Source organism: Kitasatospora sp. NPDC088783 (assembly GCF_044750705.1).
GTDB classification, from domain to species: domain Bacteria; phylum Actinomycetota; class Actinomycetes; order Streptomycetales; family Streptomycetaceae; genus Kitasatospora; species Kitasatospora fiedleri.
On sequence record NZ_JBIVKJ010000005.1, the window covers coordinates 339,768 to 354,467 of the forward strand.

The following is a 14,700-nucleotide window of genomic DNA, read 5'->3' on the forward strand; positions in this document are numbered from 1 at the left end:
CGCCGCGGGCGGCCACGCAGGGTGCGTCGCCCGGATGGCCGTGAAGTCTCGCGCGGCCGTCCGTCCCGCCCTGACGATCGAGGACGAACCGCCGCCCGCTCCGCCGACCGGCCCGGCCGCCCGAGGCCCGTCCGTGAAACCGGCGAAGGGCCCTTCGCGGGCAGACCGCGGAGGAAGCGCGGACGAACCACGAACCGACGACAGGATCCGCCGCCATGACCCTGCTCTCCGCAGCCGAGGAGACCACCACCACCGGCCGGCCCACCCCGGGCCGGCTCCGCGTCGTCCTGATGCTGGACGTCCACGACGGCGCCCAGGACCGCTTCCTGGACGCCTACGAACTGCTGCGCTACCAGGTCTCGTCCGTCCCCGGCCACGTCAGCGACCAGCTCTGCCAGTCCATCGACGACCCGTCCCGGTGGCTGATCACCAGCGAGTGGGAGAGCGCCGAGCCGTTCCTCGCCTGGGTCGACAGCCCCGCCCACCGAGAGATGGTCAAGCCCATGCACGGCTGCGTCAGCGACACCCGCTCGCTGCGCTACACCGTGCTGCGCGAGACCCACGGCGTCACCGCCACCGACACCCCCGCCCCGCCGCTGCGCCCCGGCGAGCACCACCCCGGCGTCCCCGGCGTGCCGCGGCCCGGCCCGGACGGCGTGGTCCGGCACGCGCTCAGCTTCACCGTCAAGCCCGGCACCGAGGCCGAGGCCGCCGCACTGCTGGCCGGCTACCGCTCCCCGCAGGCCCGGGTCGACGACACCACCCGCCTGCTGCGCACCTCGCTGTTCATGCACGGCAACCGGGTCGTCCGCTGCGTCGAGGTGGCCGGCGACCTGCCCACCGCGCTGCGGCACGTCGCCCGGCAGCCCGAGGTGCGGGCCGTCGAGGAGGCGCTCAACCCGTACCTGGAGGAGAACCGCGACCTGGACGACCCGCTGTCCGCCCGCGACTTCTTCCAGCGCGCCGCGCTGCCCGTCATCCACCACCACGCCGGCCTGAAGAGCGGCCCGGTGCAGCGGCACGCCTACCGCTACCCCGTCCGCCCCGGCGCCGGCGCGGCCCTCGTCGAGCTGCTGTCCGAGCAGGACGAGCACGCCGCCGCCGACCCCGGCAGCCCGCTGGTGCGCGCCACCGTCCACCGGCACGAGGACCTGGTGGTCCGGCTGGTCGACCTGCTCGTCGACCCCGCCGACGACCCGGCCGCCGCCCTCGGCCTGGCCGGCCCGCTGGCCGCCGCCGTCCTCGGCAAGCTCACCGAGCCGGTCGAGCACACCCGCGAGGGCCTGCGCCACCTGCTCGCCGAGTGCGCGATGACCCCGGTCACCGACCGCACCTCGGCCGAGGACTGACCCGGCGGGTCCTCGCCCGCCCCGTACGACCCGTACACCCCGCACACCCCGCACGAGAGGAACCAGCACCGTGACCACCGAGACGCCACGAGTCGTCCACGTCGACGACGCGCCCCCCAACCGCAAGCGCGGCGGCGACCTGCGGGCCATGCTCACCCCGCCGGCGGTCGGCGCGACCAGCGGATTCATGGGGGTGGCGATCGTCGAACCGGGGGACCGGATCGGCGAGCACTACCACCCGTACTCCGAGGAGTTCGTGTTCGTGATCTCCGGCGAGCTGGAGGTCGACCTGGACGACGTCACCCAGCGGCTGCGGCCCGACCAGGGGCTGATGATCCCGATCGGGATGCGGCACCGCTTCCGCAACGTCGGCAGCACCCAGGCCCGGATGGTCTTCCACCTCGGACCGCTCGCCCCGCGCCCCGAGCTCGGGCACGTCGACACCGAGGAGGACGCAGCCGAGGCGGGCCCGCCCGAACCGGCGGAGGCCGCCTCGTGAGCCGCCGGGTCGCGGTGACCGGGATCGGCGTGGTCGCCCCCGGCGGCATCGGCGTCCCCCGGTTCTGGTCGCTGCTCACCGAGGGCCGCACCGCCACCCGCGGCATCACCCTGTTCGACCCGGAGGGCTTCCGCTCCCGGATCGCCGCCGAGTGCGACTTCGACCCCGCCGCCCACGGCCTGACGCGGGACCAGGTCGCCCGCAACGACAGGTACGTCCAGTTCGCGCTGGTCGCCGCCGCCGAGGCGGTCGCCGACGCCGGGCTCGACCCGGAACGCGAGGACCCCTGGCGGATCGGCGTCTCGCTCGGCACCGCCGTCGGCGGCACCACCCGGCTGGAACGCGACTACGTGCTGGTCAGCGAGCGCGGCGAGCACTGGGGCGTCGACCACGCCCCCGCCGCCCCGCACCTGGAGCGGGCCTTCTCCCCGTCCACCCTGGCCTCCGCGGTCGCCGAGCAGATCGGCGCGCACGGCCCGGTGCAGACCGTCTCCACCGGCTGCACCTCCGGCCTGGACGCCGTCGGCTACGCCGCCCTCGCCATCGAGGAGGGCCGCGCCGACGTGATCGTCACCGGGGCCTGCGACTCGCCGATCTCCCCGATCACCGTCGCCTGCTTCGACGCGATCAAGGCCACCTCGGCCCGCAACGAGGACCCCGAGCACGCCTCCCGCCCGTTCGACGCCGGCCGCGACGGCTTCGTGCTCGGCGAGGGCGGCGCCGTCCTGGTGCTGGAGGAGTGGGAGCACGCCAGGCGGCGCGGCGCCCGGATCTACGCCGAACTCGGCGGCTTCGCCACCTTCGGCAACGCCTACCACATGACCGGGCTCACCCAGGACGGCCTGGAGATGTCCCGGGCCATCGACCGGGCCCTGGCGCACGCCGGGGTCCCCGGCGAGGCCGTCGACTACGTCAACGCGCACGGCTCCGGCACCAAGCAGAACGACCGGCACGAGACCGCCGCCGTCAAGCGCTCGCTCGGCGAGCACGCCCGGCGCACCCCGATGAGCTCCATCAAGTCGATGGTCGGGCACTCGCTCGGCGCGATCGGCGCCATCGAACTCGTCGCCTGCACCCTCGCCCTGCACCACGGCGTCGTCCCGCCCACCGCCAACTACACCGAGCCCGACCCCGAGTGCGACCTCGACTACGTCCCCCGCACCGCCCGCGAACTGCCGCTGCGCCACGTGCTGTCGGTGGGCAGCGGCTTCGGCGGCTTCCAGTCCGCGGTGGTGCTGAGCAAGGTGGAGGCGGCCGCATGAGCGAACGAAGCGCGGTGATCACCGGCGTCGGCGTGGTCGCGCCCAACGGGATCGGCGCCGACGACTACTGGAAGGCCCTGGTCGAGGGCCGCTCCGCACTCGCCCCGATCGACCGGGAGGGCTGCGCGCACCTGCCGCTCAAGGTGGCCGGCCTGGTGCACGGCTTCGACGCCGAGGAGTACGTCGAGGCCCGCTACCTGGTGCAGACCGACCGCTTCACCCACTTCGCGATGGCCGCCGCCGAGCTCGCCACGGCCGACGCCGACCTCGCCGACCACCCCGACGACCCGTTCGGCGTCGCCGTGGTCACCGCGGCCGGCTCCGGAGGCGGCGAGTTCGGCCAGCGCGAACTGCAGCACCTGTGGGCCGAGGGGCCCCAGCACGTCGGCCCCTACCAGTCGATCGCCTGGTTCTACGCCGCCTCCACCGGCCAGATCTCCATCCGCGGCGGCTTCAAGGGCCCCTGCGGCGTGGTCGCCTCCGACGAGGCCGGCGGCCTGGACGCCCTCGCCCACGCCGCCCGGGCCGTCGCCCGCGGCACCGACGCGGTGCTGGCCGGCGCCACTGAAGCACCCATCGCCCCGTACTCGATGGTCTGCCAGCTCGGCTACCCCGGGCTGTCCACCGTCGAGGACCCCGAACGCGCCTACCGCCCGTTCGGCTCCGACGCGGCCGGGTTCGTCCCCGCCGAGGGCGGCGCGATGTTCGTCGTCGAGGACGAGCGCACCGCCCGCCGCCGCGGCACCCGCCCGCGCGCCCGGATCGCCGGCCACACCGCGACCTTCACCGGCGCCGCCCGCTGGAGCGAGAGCCGCGAAGGACTCGCCCACGCGATCCGCGGCGCCCTCGCCCAGGCGCGCTGCGCCCCGGACGAGGTCGACGTGGTCTTCGCCGACGCCCTCGGCGTCCCCGAAGCCGACCGGGCCGAGGCGCTCGCCCTGGCCGACGCCCTCGGCGAGCACGCCGAGCGCGTCCCCGTCACCGCCCCCAAGGCCGGACTCGGCCGCGCCCACAGCGGAGCCCCCGCCCTGGACGTCGCCGCCGCCGTGCTCGCCCTCGAACACGGCCTGGTCCCGCCCACCCCGCACACCGCGGACTGCCCGCACGGCCTCGACCTGGTCATCGGCCACCCGCGCGCCGCCGAGCTGCGCACCGCCCTGGTGCTCAGCCGCGGCCTGATGGGCTCCAACACCGCCCTGGTGCTGCGCCACCCCTGACCGTTCCGACCGCAAGGAGCACGACATGGCCTCCGAGATCACCTACGAGGAACTCGCCACCCTGATCAAGACCCGGGCCGGGGTGTCGGTCACCGTCGACGAACTCGCCGACCCCGGCTGCATGTTCCTCGACCTCGGTGTCGACTCGCTCGGCGTGCTCGGCGTCCTCGCCGACGTGGAGAACCGCTACGGCGTCTCCATCGACTCCTCCGACCTGCTCGGCCGTCCCGTCGCCGAGTTCCTGCAGACCGTCAACTCCACCGTGAAGGCTGGTGCCTGAGATGCCCGGACACACCGACAACACGATCGTCATCGACGCCCCGATCGACCTGGTCTGGGACATGACCAACGACCTGGAGAACTGGCCGGAGCTGTTCAGCGAGTACGCCTCCGTCGAGATCCTCGACCGGCAGGACCAGCTGGTGCGCTTCCGCCTCACCATGCACCCCGACGAGAACGGCCAGGTGTGGAGCTGGGTCTCCGAGCGCGAGGCCGACCGCGACAAGCTCACCGTCCGGGCCCGCCGGGTCGAGCCCGGCCCGTTCGAGTTCATGGAGATCCGCTGGGAGTACGAGGAGCTGCCGCGGGGCACCGGCATGCGCTGGATCCAGGACTTCGCGATGAAGCCCACCGCGCCCGTCGACGACCTCGGCATGACCGACCGGATCAACCAGAACTCCAAGGTCCAGATGGAGCTGATCCGCGCCAAGGTCGAGCACCGCGCCGGAGCGGCCCGATGAGCGACCTGGCCACCGACCTGCACCGCACCCTGATCGTCGCCCGGATGAAGCCCGGCACCGCCGACCACATCGCCGGCGTCTTCGCCGACTCCGACCGCGGCGACCTGCCCGGCCTGATCGGCGTCCGCGGCCGCAGCCTGTTCCAGTTCGGCGACGTCTACCTGCACCTCATCGAGTCCGAGCGCCCCGCCGGACCGGAGGTCGCCAGGTACGCCCAGCACCCCGAGTTCCGCGACGTCAGCGAACGCCTCGCGGTCTACGTCGACGCCTACGACCCGGCGACCTGGCGCAGCCCCAAGGACGCCATGGCGCACGAGTTCTACCGCTGGGACCGCTGACGCTGACGCTGCCGCTGAACCGCCGCGGCGCGGAGCGCAGAGCGGAGGGGCCGCCCGGAACTCCGGGCGGCCCCTCGGTGTCTGCTGGCGTCGGCGTCGGCGTCTGTCGGCGTCCGTCCGCGCGCGCCGTCTGCGGGGCTGTTTACGGGACGGTGCAGGAGAAGGCGTGCAGGTACGGGTTGACCGGGGCGACCGCGTCCAGCCGCAGGCCGGACTCCGCGATCAGGGCGGTCAGGCTGCCCAGGGTGTGCTTGGCGCCGCCGACGTTCAGCAGGAGCAGCAGGTCCATCGCGGTGGTGAACCGCATCGAGGGGGAGTCGTCCACCAGGTTCTCCACGATCACCACCCGGGCGCCCGGACGGGCCACCTGGCGCAGGTTGCGCAGCGTCCGGCGGGTGGAGTCGTCGTCCCACTCCAGGATGTTCTTCACCAGGTACAGGTCCGCCTGCACCGGCACCGCGGTGCGGCAGTCCCCGGGCACCAGCCGGGCCCGGTCGGCCAGCGACCCGCCGGGCAGCAGCCGCGGGTCCGCGTGCTCGACCACCTTCGGCAGGTCCAGCAGGGTGCCGTGCAGGTCGGGGTGGCGCTCCATCAGCTCGGCTAGCACCTGCCCCTGGCCGCCGCCGACGTCCGCCACCGAGGCGACGCCCGCCAGGTCGAGGAAACCGGCCAGGTCCTGCGCGGACTGCCGGCTGGACTGGGTCATCGCCCGGTTGAACAGGGCGGCGGACTCCGGCGCGTCGTCGTGCAGGTACTGGAAGAACTCCTTGCCGAAGGCGTCGCCGAAGACGCTGCGCCCGGTGCGCACCGCGTCGTCCAGCCGGGACCAGGACTGCCAGGTCCACGGCTCGGTGCACCACAGCGCGATGTCGCGCAGGCTGCCCGGCTCGTCGGTGCGCAGCAGGCGCGACAGCGGGGTGTGCCGGTAGCGGCCGTCGGCGTCCTCGGCGAACACCTCGTAGCAGGCCAGTGCGCGCAGCAGCCGCCGCAGCGGGCCGGGCTCGACGTCCAGCCGCCCGGCCAGCTGCTCGGCGGTGGCGGGCTCCTCGTCCAGCGCGTCCGGCAGCCGCAGGCTGGCGGCGGCGCGGACCGCGCCCGCGCAGGCGGCGCCGAACACCAGCTCGCGCAGCAGCATCGCGGGCGGGACGGCCGGGGCCGCGACCGACTCCGGCGGACTCTGCGGGCTCTGGGAGGTCTGCGGGCTCTGCGGGTTCGGCGAGGTGGTCGGGTTGGGCGGGGCGGTCGGGGCGGAGGTCACGGGGACGGCCTTTCGTCGGTGGGTCGGAGGATGGTCGGGGGACGTGCGTGGGGGCTGCGTGGGGGAGCGGGGTGAGAGTGGCTCAGCAGTGGCCGGCGGGCTCGGAGGTGCCGCAGACGTTGCCGGCGAACGTGTGGCCGGTGCCGTGCGGGTCCCGGTCGGCCAGGTCGGCGGGGACGTTGTCGCGCAGTGCGTTGCCGGTGACGGTGGCCCGGGCGTTGGGGGCGCCGACCACGCTCGGGTACAGCACGATGCCGCCGGACATCGGGGACGCCCCGGTGTGGTCGGCGACCTGGTTGCCGGAGACCGTGACGTCCTCGGTGCCGGTCAGCAGGATTCCGGTGCCCTGGACGAAGTCGAGCCGGGGATTGGGCGGGCAGTACCGGTTGTTCGCCCGCACCACGTTGTCCCGGAGGGCCAGCGCCCCGGCCCGGGGCACCCCGTCGTCGCCGACCACGAACAGGCCGCCGCAGTTCCCGGACGCCAGGTTGGCCTCCACCGTCAGCCCGCGCACCCGGCGCAGTTGCAGGCCGATCCGGTTGCCGGTCAGCCGGTTCTCGGACACCTCGGTGCCCAGGGTCTCCAGCGCGCCGCCCTTGCGGTCGTACCAGTTGGCGACGAAGATCCCCGCCTGGCCGTTGTCCCGGGCCTCGTTGTCGGTCAGCACGGTACGGGTCGACATCTCGACACTGATGCCTTGCAAGCCGTTGTCGTGCACCGCCACCCCGCGCACCGTCAGCCGGTCGGTGACGGCCGCGCCAACGCCGTTGCGGGCGAAGCCCGCCACCGTCAGCGCCTCCACCACCACGCCCGAGACCGGGTGCACCGGCACGCCCTGCGGGTCCGAACCGCCCGTCACGCACACGCCGTCACCGGCCTGTGCGCAGGCGCCGCGGTCGGCCGGATCGGGCACCAGGACGGTGCCGGTGCCCTGGCCGCGCAGGGTCACGCGGTCGGTGGTGAGCGTCACGCTGCCCGGGTAGCGGCCCGCGGCGAGCTCCACCACGTCACCCGGGGCGGCCGCGTCCAGGGCGGCCTGCACGGACGCGCCGGGCGGGACCCGGAACACGGTCGGACCGGTGGGCGCCGCCGCGGCCGGGGCGGCGGCCAGCGCGGCGGGCACCGAGGCGGCGCAGGACAGCAGAACGGCGGCGACCCGGATCAGCGGGCGCGTCGGAGCGAGGAGAGCAGTCATCGAGAGCAGCCGGCTTCCAGACGTCGCGGTCGCGGACGGCATGAGGAGCACGTCCGCCGCCTCGAAGCTATGGTCGCGCCCCCGGCCCGGCCAGCCGGGTTGGCTCGCACGGGTTGCCCGCACCCGCCGACCGGGTGGCGGCGGGCCGGAAGAGCGAGGCAGGTACCACCCGTACACCCGATCGGGGGCCTCTGCGGCCGGGCACCGGGCCCGCACCGGCGGGCCGAACCACTATGGACCCATGGACACGCAGAATGGACGAACCACCGAGCAGACCGAACTCCTGGCCGCCGACCTGCGCCCCACCGGCGCCGACGGCACCGATCTCCGCACCGGACCCTGGTCCGGCCTCCGGCTGGTGGAACCCGGCGCCGACGCCTTCGGCGGGCCCGACGCCGGCGCCTTCGCGGAGGCCATCGGCGAGGCGGCCGACGAGGCCGTCGCCGGGCAGGACGCGGAGGGCGCGGACGACCCGGCCTGGGACTACGAGGACGTCATCCTCCGCTCCGTCAACTGACCCGGTGCCGGGGCGGAGCGCGCACGGACATACGGACATACGGACATACGGACATGCCGGCACACGGAGATGCGGGCACGCGGATGCCGGTGGGTCCACCGCTCTCGACTCGTGCGGTGGACCCACCGGCATCCGCGTGCCCGGTCAGTAGCGGTAGGACTTCACCACCACCGGGATCAGGTTCACGCCCTGGCCCGCCTTGCTGAACGCCATCGGGTTGGCGGTCGCTCCCGCCGCCAGGTTCTCGATGCCGACCGCCTGGCTGTCCACGCTCTTGCCGGTGCTGTCGGTGAAGTCGACCTGGATCGCGTAGGAGCGGGTCTCGGTGGTGCTGTTGGTGACCGTGACCATCGCTGCCGTCAGGTCGCCGGAGGTCGAGTTCGGCACGCCGGTCAGCGTCACGTCCGAGATCGCGTTGCCCGCGTCCGGGACGGCCGCCAGGACCTCCGCCGCCTTCGCCCGGGTGGCCGCGAGCTGGGCGTTGACCGAGGCCTCGAACGAGGCGGCGCGCTCGGACGCGCTGGCCTGCGCGGCCGAGACCGAGGCCAGCGCCGACTCGTGCGCGGACGCGAAGGCGGACGGCGGCTCGCCCGAGAAGCTCGCCGTCTCCGGCGGACCGACCGTGAACGTCGACATCGCCGCCTGCACCGGGTTCTCGCCCGAGCTGCCGCCGCAGGCCGCGACCACCGAGATCCCGGCCACCGCGCCGGCCAGCGCCAGCGAGACCCGCAGGCCGCGCCGGACCGGCCGCCGACGCGCCGGGTGCCGCTGCGGCGGCCCCACCCGGCCCTGCCGGACCAGCCCCCGGCCCGAACCGTTCCGCTCCGCGTCTCGCATCGCGATGCACCCTTTCGCTCAGAACCGCGCCGGGCCCGTGCGCGCCGCGGTCGTTCCGGCAGGCCCACGGCCCGCGCCCGGACGTGCGGAACCGGACGTCCGCCTCCGCCCTACGCCCCCATCGTCCGAGCCCGGCGCCACCCGGGGCCAGCGGCGCTGCGCCATTGGGGGAGCCGGACGTCCCGTCAGACCGGCGGTGCGGGCGGCGGGATGGGTACGGCGGGCGCGCGGCGGCGGCCGCGGGTGGCGGTCAGCGAGTGGCGGTCAGCGGTGGGCGGGGGACCTGGCGGGTTCCGCTCCGGGCCGCGGGGCGGGGCGGTCGGCCGGCTGCGTGGGGCCGGCGGAGGTGGCGTCGGCGGCGGTGGCGCCGACGGTGCCGGTCGTGGTGCGGTCGGGCCGGTCGCGCAGCAGGTGGCGGGCGAGGGCGGCGGAGGCCAGCAGCAGGGCCGCCGAGACCCAGGCCGCGACCGTGACGCCGTGCACGAACGCGTCGTTCGCACTGGCGAGCAGTTGCCCGGCCGGGCCCGCGGGCAGGGCGGCCGCGGACTCCAGGGCGCCGCCCAGCGACTGGCGGGCCTGCTCCGCGAGCGCCGGATCGACGCCCGCCGGAACGGACAGCGAACCCGCGTACAGGGCCGTCACGATCGAGCCGACCAGGGCGATGCCCAGCGCCGCGCCCAGCTCGTACGCCGTCTCCGACACGGCCGAGGCGGCGCCCGTCCGGTCGGCCGGGGCGGCACCCAGCACCAGGTCCGAGGAGAGGGTGTACACCACGCCCTCGGCGGTGCCCAGCGCCAGGAAGGACGAGCCGAGCAGCAGGTACGCGCTGTCCACCCGGACGAAGCCCAGCACGCCGATGCCCAGGCCCATCACGAACAGGCTCGCCGTCAGCACCCGGCGGGCCCCCGCGCGCCGCACCAGCCGGGCCGTCAGCAGACCGCCCGCCACCGAGCCGACGAAGGCCGGCATCTCGGCGAAGCCCGCGTGGAGCGGGGAGTAGCCGCGCACCAGCTGGAGGTACTGCGACATGAAGAAGATCACGCCGGACAGGCCGATCAGGCAGATCAGCGAGGAGACCACCGCCGCCGTGAACCGCGCGTTCCGGAACAGCCGGACGTCCAGCAGCGGGGTCTCCAGCCGGAGCTGGCGCCGCACGAACACCACCAGCGCGACCGCGCCCAGCGCGAACACCAGCGGGGTCGTCCACCGCTCCAGGCCGTGCACGGCGAACTCCTTGACGCCGTACACCGCGCCGATCACCCCGGCCATCGACAGCAGCACGCTCAGCACGTCCCACCGGCCCGGACGCGGATCGCGGGACTCCGGCAGCAGCCAGCCGCCCAGCGCCAGCAGCAGCACCATCACCGGCAGGTTCAGCAGGAACACCGACCCCCACCAGAAGTGCTCCAGCAGCACGCCGCCCACCAGCGGGCCCAGCGCGGCGCCGGCCGCCGCGCCCGCGCCCCAGACGCCGATCGCGGTGGCCCGCTCCCGGGTGTCCGGGAACAGCGTGCGGATCAGCGAGAGCGTGGACGGCATGATCGTCGCCCCGGCCACGCCGAGCAGCGCCCTGGCCAGCACCAGCCAGCCCGGGCCCGGCGCGTACGCCGCCAGCAGCGAGGCCGCGCCGAACGCGGCCGAACCCGCCAGCAGCACCCGCTTGCGGCCCAGCCGGTCGCTGAGCGCGCCCATCGACACCAGCAGGCCGGCCAGCACGAAGGAGTAGACGTCGCCGATCCAGAGCAGCTGGGTGCCGGACGGGCGGAGGGTTTCGGTGATCGAGGGGATGGCGAGGGAGAGCACCGTCGCGTCCACCGCCACCAGGGTGACGGCGAGCACGAGGACGCCGAGACCGGCCCAGCGGTGGCCGGGCCGGGCGACGGGGGTGGGACTCATCAGGTATCAGATCTCCGTAGAGCACCGCCGAGGAACAACTCGGCGAGCGAGAACGCGCTTTCGCGGGGGGCGAGCCGGCCTTCCTGCACGGCCCAGCCGATGCCGGCCACCAGGTCGAAGAACGCCTCGCTCAGCCAGGCGGCCGAGAGCTCGACGCGGAACACCCCCTCCTGCTGGCCGCGCAGGAACAGCGCGCGGACCCGGGCGTCCTGCGTCTCCCAGAGGTCGTTGATCTCCTCGTGGTCGTACAGCTGGTTCTCACCGGCCAGGAAGGCGCACAGCGCGGCGTCCGGCACCACCGCGTCCACCAGCCGGCGCAGCGCGGCCTCGGCGTTGCCCTCCTCCACCCGTGCGGCATCGAGCGCGGAGGAGAAGCGGCGCAGACCGAGGGCGCCCACCTCCAGGATCAGCGCCTCGCGGCCCGGGAAGATCCGGTGCAGCGTGGCCCGGCTGATCCCGGCGGCGCGGGCGATCTCGTCGAGATGGGCCGTCGGGCGCCGGGACAGGATGCCCACGGCTGCCTCCAGGACGGAGTCGCGGTCGGTTGCCATGAGAAGAGGATAGCGCAACTGAGACATCCATGTCTCATAATTTCGATGTGCGTCTCACCGGCGGGGTGCGGATGCGGGCGCAGGAGGGGGCGGGGGAGTGCTTCCGGGCATGCCGAAGACCCCGCGCGGGGCGCGGGGTCCGTGGGTGTCGGTGGGGCTTGCGGCCGGGGCCGGGCGGTCAGCTCTGGTTGTAGAAGCCCGACTCGTCGAGCGGGCGGTCGATGACCGTCACCTCGACGTCGGCCGGGGTCAGCAGGAACACCCGGCGGGCGATCCGCTCGATGCCGCCGCAGGTGCCGAAGATCAGGCCGGAGGCGAAGTCGACCATGCGCTTGGCCTCGGCGTCGTCCATCTCGGTGAGGTCCATGACCACCGGGGTGGCGGCGCGGATGTGCTCGCCGACGGTGCGGGCGGCCTCGAAGCCCGTCGGTCGGAGCGAGACGATCTTGGAGGGGCCGGTCTGGACGCTGCTCGGCAGCGTCTCCTCGCCCTCCCACGGTTCCTCGTACATCGCGGCCGGGTAGCTTCCGGAAGGCATCAGCCACCCGTTGTGGTGCTCGTCGCGAAGTGCTCCCATTAGCCGCGCCTCCCTGTCTCGTTCCGTACTCGTCCCCCGGGGGACGACGGGTCGTTTTGACACGTCATCCACTTGTTGGAACTGTCCGAGTATCGCACTGATCACCGTGGATGTGCCCGCTTGTACCCGCTGGACGAGTTGTGGCGCGGGGGGAAATCCGTGGCTCCCCGGATGTCCGCAACGACGCCACCGGCAGGTGAACGGTTGCGCGGGACGACCCTATCGGTGCTACCCGGAAGCTAGTTGACTATGTGTCAACAATCATGTAACGGCTTCACCCGGGAGTGGCGGGTCGCGAACGGGGGGCGCGCGCGAGGGGGGTGGCGCGCGGCGCGGCGTGCGTCACACGGGCGTGGCGTCCCGCGCGGCGCGGGCGGGCTACTCGCCGGTGGAGCCGTCGATTCGTTCCCGAAGCAGGTCGGCGTGGCCGTTGTGACGGGCGTACTCCTCGATCATGTGCACCAGGATCCAACGGAGCGTCACCTCGTTGCCGCGCCACCGGCCCCTGCCGGCCGTGTCCAACGACGCACCGGCGGCTGCGGACCGGGCGAACGCCACCTCCTCCTGCCAGACCGCGGTGTCGGCGACCGGATCGGCCCCGTCCACCAGGTCGAAGTCGCCGTCCGGGAACTCCTCCGTCCAGTAGCGGCCGGACGGCCCCAGGTCCTGGCCGTCCAGCACCTCGCGGAACCAGTGGCGCTCCACCTCCGCCATGTGCCGCACCAGGCCGAGCAGGGACAGCGAGGACGGCGGACAGGCGCGTCGGCGCAGTTGACCGGGTGACAGCCCCTCGCACTTGAGGGCGAGCGTGGCGCGGTGGAAGTCCAGCCAGGCGCCGAGCATGGTCGCCTCGTCGGCGGCGAAGGGCGGGCTGGTGCGGGTGGTGGCGGGGGCCGTGTTCGTCATGCGGACATGGTGGAGCAGCCCGGGCGGGGCGGGCGAACCGTTTTCCGGCGGCCGTTCCCTTTCCCTTTCCCGTTTCCGTTTCCCGTTCCTGGGCCGGGCCGGGTGGGGCGGGGTTGTGGTGGGAGGATCGGATCATCGTGAGGGCTGGTGCCGCTGGTGTGGCGGGGAACGGGTGGAGGCGAGCGTGCGCAAGGTGGTGACGGGCACTCAGCTGGCGCTGCGCCTGCTGCTGGAGCTGGCCTCGCTGGCGGCGCTGGCAGTCGGCGGGTACGGGGTACGGGCGGACGGCCCGGTCGTGCTACGCACGCTGATCGCGCTGGTGCTGCCGGTGCTCGCGGTCCTGCTGTGGGGCCGCTACGCGGCGCCCCGGCGGCCGGTGCGCGACTCGGCCCTGCTCTGGTACGGGGTGCAACTGCTGGTCTGGGGCGGCGCGGTCGCGCTGCTGGCGGCCGGCGGGCACCCCGGGTGGGCGCTCGGCCTCGGCGTCGTGATGGCCGTCAACACGGTGGTGCTGTGGTCGCTCGGCGAGTGGTCGCCCGCGATCGAGCGCTAGGTGGACGGTCTGAGCCGAGGGAGCGGCCCGTTCCGGGGAGGGCGTGCCGTCGGCGCCGTACCGCGTCGTACCCACCGCGCGGTGCGCTGCCCGAGGACGGATTCGCTGCGGAGGGCCTCGGCGCGGGGGCTCCGGCGCGGCCGGTCCTGCGCGGCCGGTGAGACGGGCGTCGGGTACTGGGGTGCGGCGGCGGTCAGGCGGAGCGGCGGGGGCGGGCGCGCCAGAGCGAGACGGCGCTGAACACGCACATCGCGGTGATCACGCCTGCGGAGATCAGGAAGGCCGGGGAGGTGGGCGAACCCGCGCTCGCCCCGGCGACCACGTACGCGGCGGTAGTCGGCACCACGCCGAGGACGGTGGCCGCCAGGTACGGCCAGAACCTGACGCCGGAGAACGCGCACGCGAAGTTGCCGGCCTGGAACGGCGCACCCGGGAACAGCCGGATCAGCAGCACGCTGCGGAAGCCCTGTTCGGCCAGGCGCCGATCGATCTCCGTCAGCACCCGGCCGCGCACCAGCGGCCGCAGTGCCTCGCGCCCCAGCGAACGTCCGAGCGCGAACGTCACCGCCGCGCCGATCGCCGACCCCGCGATCGCCAGCGGCACGCCCCACAGCGACCCGAACAGCACCCCCATGCCCGCGTTCAGCGCCGGACGGGGCAGGAAGGCCACCGTCCCGAAGCCGTACGCGGCGAGTGCGATCGGGATCCGCCACGGCCCCGAGGCGGCGGACAGGACGGCGGACGGGTCCCACAGCAGCAGCGAGCCCGCGGCGGCGGCCAGCACGGCGAGCAGCGCGCCCAGGCGCAGCAGCGCCCCGCGGTGCGGGCGGCGCGCGGTCCGGTGCGGCGGGGCGGCGGCGGGGAATTCCGGGGCGTCGGCGCGGGGCGCGGGGGCGGTGGCGGGGTCCGCCGGGGTGCCGGTGCCGGCCTCGGCGGGGGTGGCGGTTCCGGCCGGGGTGGCGGGCGCGGCTATCGGCTGCGGAGCGTGCACCCGGGGAGCTTAAC

General features: G+C 74.5%; 17 protein-coding genes. 9 read left to right on the top strand and 8 right to left on the bottom strand.

From position 1 onward, the window contains the following. Positions 1-215: 215 nt before the first annotated feature. The 7 genes from ACIP60_RS17380 (at position 216) to ACIP60_RS17410 (ending at position 5,405) form a co-directional block, all read left to right on the top strand. Positions 216-1,349 carry a SchA/CurD-like domain-containing protein gene (locus ACIP60_RS17380; RefSeq protein WP_400684977.1) on the top strand — a complete coding sequence of 378 codons (1,134 nt, stop codon included), beginning with the start codon at positions 216-218 and terminating at the stop codon, positions 1,347-1,349. Between the two features lie 70 nt (positions 1,350-1,419). Then, positions 1,420-1,848, top strand: coding sequence for a cupin domain-containing protein (locus tag ACIP60_RS17385; RefSeq protein ID WP_111551611.1), 429 nt, complete (start codon positions 1,420-1,422; stop codon positions 1,846-1,848). Then, a complete protein-coding gene (locus ACIP60_RS17390; RefSeq protein WP_400684980.1) occupies positions 1,845-3,110 on the top strand; it encodes a beta-ketoacyl-[acyl-carrier-protein] synthase family protein in 1,266 nt (421 codons plus the stop codon). Before ACIP60_RS17385 ends, ACIP60_RS17390 begins: the two co-directional genes overlap by 4 nt. Next, positions 3,107-4,327: a beta-ketoacyl synthase N-terminal-like domain-containing protein gene (locus tag ACIP60_RS17395; RefSeq protein WP_400684983.1), complete on the top strand. Its 1,221-nt coding sequence runs from the start codon at positions 3,107-3,109 to the stop codon at positions 4,325-4,327. Before ACIP60_RS17390 ends, ACIP60_RS17395 begins: the two co-directional genes overlap by 4 nt. Positions 4,328-4,352: 25 nt before the next feature. Continuing rightward, complete coding sequence (locus tag ACIP60_RS17400) at positions 4,353-4,607, top strand: acyl carrier protein (protein ID WP_400684985.1); 255 nt, start codon at positions 4,353-4,355, stop codon at positions 4,605-4,607. Between the two features lies 1 nt (position 4,608). Then, on the top strand, positions 4,609-5,067 hold the full coding sequence (locus ACIP60_RS17405; protein ID WP_111551607.1) for an SRPBCC family protein: 459 nt from the start codon (positions 4,609-4,611) through the stop codon (positions 5,065-5,067). Between the two features lie 17 nt (positions 5,068-5,084). Beyond that, on the top strand, positions 5,085-5,405 hold the full coding sequence (locus ACIP60_RS17410) for a TcmI family type II polyketide cyclase (RefSeq protein WP_100840511.1): 321 nt from the start codon (positions 5,085-5,087) through the stop codon (positions 5,403-5,405). 142 nt (positions 5,406-5,547) lie between these two features. Here the strand turns inward: ACIP60_RS17410 and ACIP60_RS17415 are convergent, their stop codons facing one another. Next, positions 5,548-6,540, bottom strand: coding sequence for a methyltransferase (locus ACIP60_RS17415; RefSeq protein WP_400685382.1), 993 nt, complete (start codon positions 6,538-6,540; stop codon positions 5,548-5,550). A 205-nt stretch (positions 6,541-6,745) separates the two neighbouring features. Next, positions 6,746-7,858 carry a nitrous oxide reductase family maturation protein NosD gene (locus tag ACIP60_RS17420; RefSeq protein WP_400684987.1) on the bottom strand — a complete coding sequence of 371 codons (1,113 nt, stop codon included), beginning with the start codon at positions 7,856-7,858 and terminating at the stop codon, positions 6,746-6,748. Between the two features lie 241 nt (positions 7,859-8,099). On the opposite strand from ACIP60_RS17420, the gene ACIP60_RS17425 reads away from it, so the two are divergent. After that, on the top strand, positions 8,100-8,375 hold the full coding sequence (locus ACIP60_RS17425) for a hypothetical protein (RefSeq protein ID WP_400684989.1): 276 nt from the start codon (positions 8,100-8,102) through the stop codon (positions 8,373-8,375). A 144-nt stretch (positions 8,376-8,519) separates the two neighbouring features. Here ACIP60_RS17425 and ACIP60_RS17430 read toward each other — a convergent pair whose 3' ends face one another. From ACIP60_RS17430 to ACIP60_RS17450, 5 genes are all read right to left on the bottom strand, one after another. Further along, on the bottom strand, positions 8,520-9,212 hold the full coding sequence (locus tag ACIP60_RS17430) for a hypothetical protein (RefSeq protein ID WP_400684991.1): 693 nt from the start codon (positions 9,210-9,212) through the stop codon (positions 8,520-8,522). Between the two features lie 264 nt (positions 9,213-9,476). After that, positions 9,477-11,108: an MFS transporter gene (locus ACIP60_RS17435; protein WP_400684993.1), complete on the bottom strand. Its 1,632-nt coding sequence runs from the start codon at positions 11,106-11,108 to the stop codon at positions 9,477-9,479. Continuing rightward, positions 11,108-11,659, bottom strand: a complete 552-nt coding sequence (locus ACIP60_RS17440; protein ID WP_100838878.1) for a TetR/AcrR family transcriptional regulator — start codon at positions 11,657-11,659, stop codon at positions 11,108-11,110. Before ACIP60_RS17440 ends, ACIP60_RS17435 begins: the two co-directional genes overlap by 1 nt. Before the next feature lie 178 nt (positions 11,660-11,837). Continuing rightward, positions 11,838-12,236, bottom strand: coding sequence for a cell division protein SepF (locus ACIP60_RS17445; RefSeq protein ID WP_400684995.1), 399 nt, complete (start codon positions 12,234-12,236; stop codon positions 11,838-11,840). A gap of 378 nt (positions 12,237-12,614) precedes the next feature. Then, positions 12,615-13,142 (bottom strand): DinB family protein, encoded by a 528-nt coding sequence (locus tag ACIP60_RS17450; RefSeq protein ID WP_400684997.1) that lies wholly within the window; start codon positions 13,140-13,142, stop codon positions 12,615-12,617. 196 nt (positions 13,143-13,338) lie between these two features. On the opposite strand from ACIP60_RS17450, the gene ACIP60_RS17455 reads away from it, so the two are divergent. Further along, complete coding sequence (locus ACIP60_RS17455; RefSeq protein ID WP_400684999.1) at positions 13,339-13,695, top strand: YrdB family protein; 357 nt, start codon at positions 13,339-13,341, stop codon at positions 13,693-13,695. 193 nt (positions 13,696-13,888) lie between these two features. On the opposite strand, the gene ACIP60_RS17460 is transcribed toward ACIP60_RS17455, so the two are convergent. Beyond that, on the bottom strand, positions 13,889-14,686 hold the full coding sequence (locus ACIP60_RS17460) for a TVP38/TMEM64 family protein (RefSeq protein WP_400685001.1): 798 nt from the start codon (positions 14,684-14,686) through the stop codon (positions 13,889-13,891). Positions 14,687-14,700 lie beyond the last annotated feature (14 nt).

Excerpts from the sequence above, each read along its gene's own strand:
- ACIP60_RS17380 (WP_400684977.1), top strand. The coding sequence starts at position 216 with ATGACCCTGCTCTCCGCAGCCGAGGAGACCACCACCACCGGCCGGCCC.
- ACIP60_RS17395 (WP_400684983.1), top strand. The coding sequence starts at position 3,107 with ATGAGCGAACGAAGCGCGGTGATCACCGGCGTCGGCGTGGTCGCGCCC.
- ACIP60_RS17400 (WP_400684985.1), top strand. The coding sequence starts at position 4,353 with ATGGCCTCCGAGATCACCTACGAGGAACTCGCCACCCTGATCAAGACC.
- ACIP60_RS17405 (WP_111551607.1), top strand. The coding sequence starts at position 4,609 with ATGCCCGGACACACCGACAACACGATCGTCATCGACGCCCCGATCGAC.
- ACIP60_RS17415 (WP_400685382.1), bottom strand. The coding sequence starts at position 6,540 with ATGCTGCTGCGCGAGCTGGTGTTCGGCGCCGCCTGCGCGGGCGCGGTC.
- ACIP60_RS17420 (WP_400684987.1), bottom strand. The coding sequence starts at position 7,858 with ATGACTGCTCTCCTCGCTCCGACGCGCCCGCTGATCCGGGTCGCCGCC.
- ACIP60_RS17425 (WP_400684989.1), top strand. The coding sequence starts at position 8,100 with ATGGACACGCAGAATGGACGAACCACCGAGCAGACCGAACTCCTGGCC.
- ACIP60_RS17430 (WP_400684991.1), bottom strand. The coding sequence starts at position 9,212 with ATGCGAGACGCGGAGCGGAACGGTTCGGGCCGGGGGCTGGTCCGGCAG.
- ACIP60_RS17435 (WP_400684993.1), bottom strand. The coding sequence starts at position 11,108 with ATGAGTCCCACCCCCGTCGCCCGGCCCGGCCACCGCTGGGCCGGTCTC.
- ACIP60_RS17440 (WP_100838878.1), bottom strand. The coding sequence starts at position 11,659 with ATGGCAACCGACCGCGACTCCGTCCTGGAGGCAGCCGTGGGCATCCTG.
- ACIP60_RS17445 (WP_400684995.1), bottom strand. The coding sequence starts at position 12,236 with ATGGGAGCACTTCGCGACGAGCACCACAACGGGTGGCTGATGCCTTCC.
- ACIP60_RS17450 (WP_400684997.1), bottom strand. The coding sequence starts at position 13,142 with ATGACGAACACGGCCCCCGCCACCACCCGCACCAGCCCGCCCTTCGCC.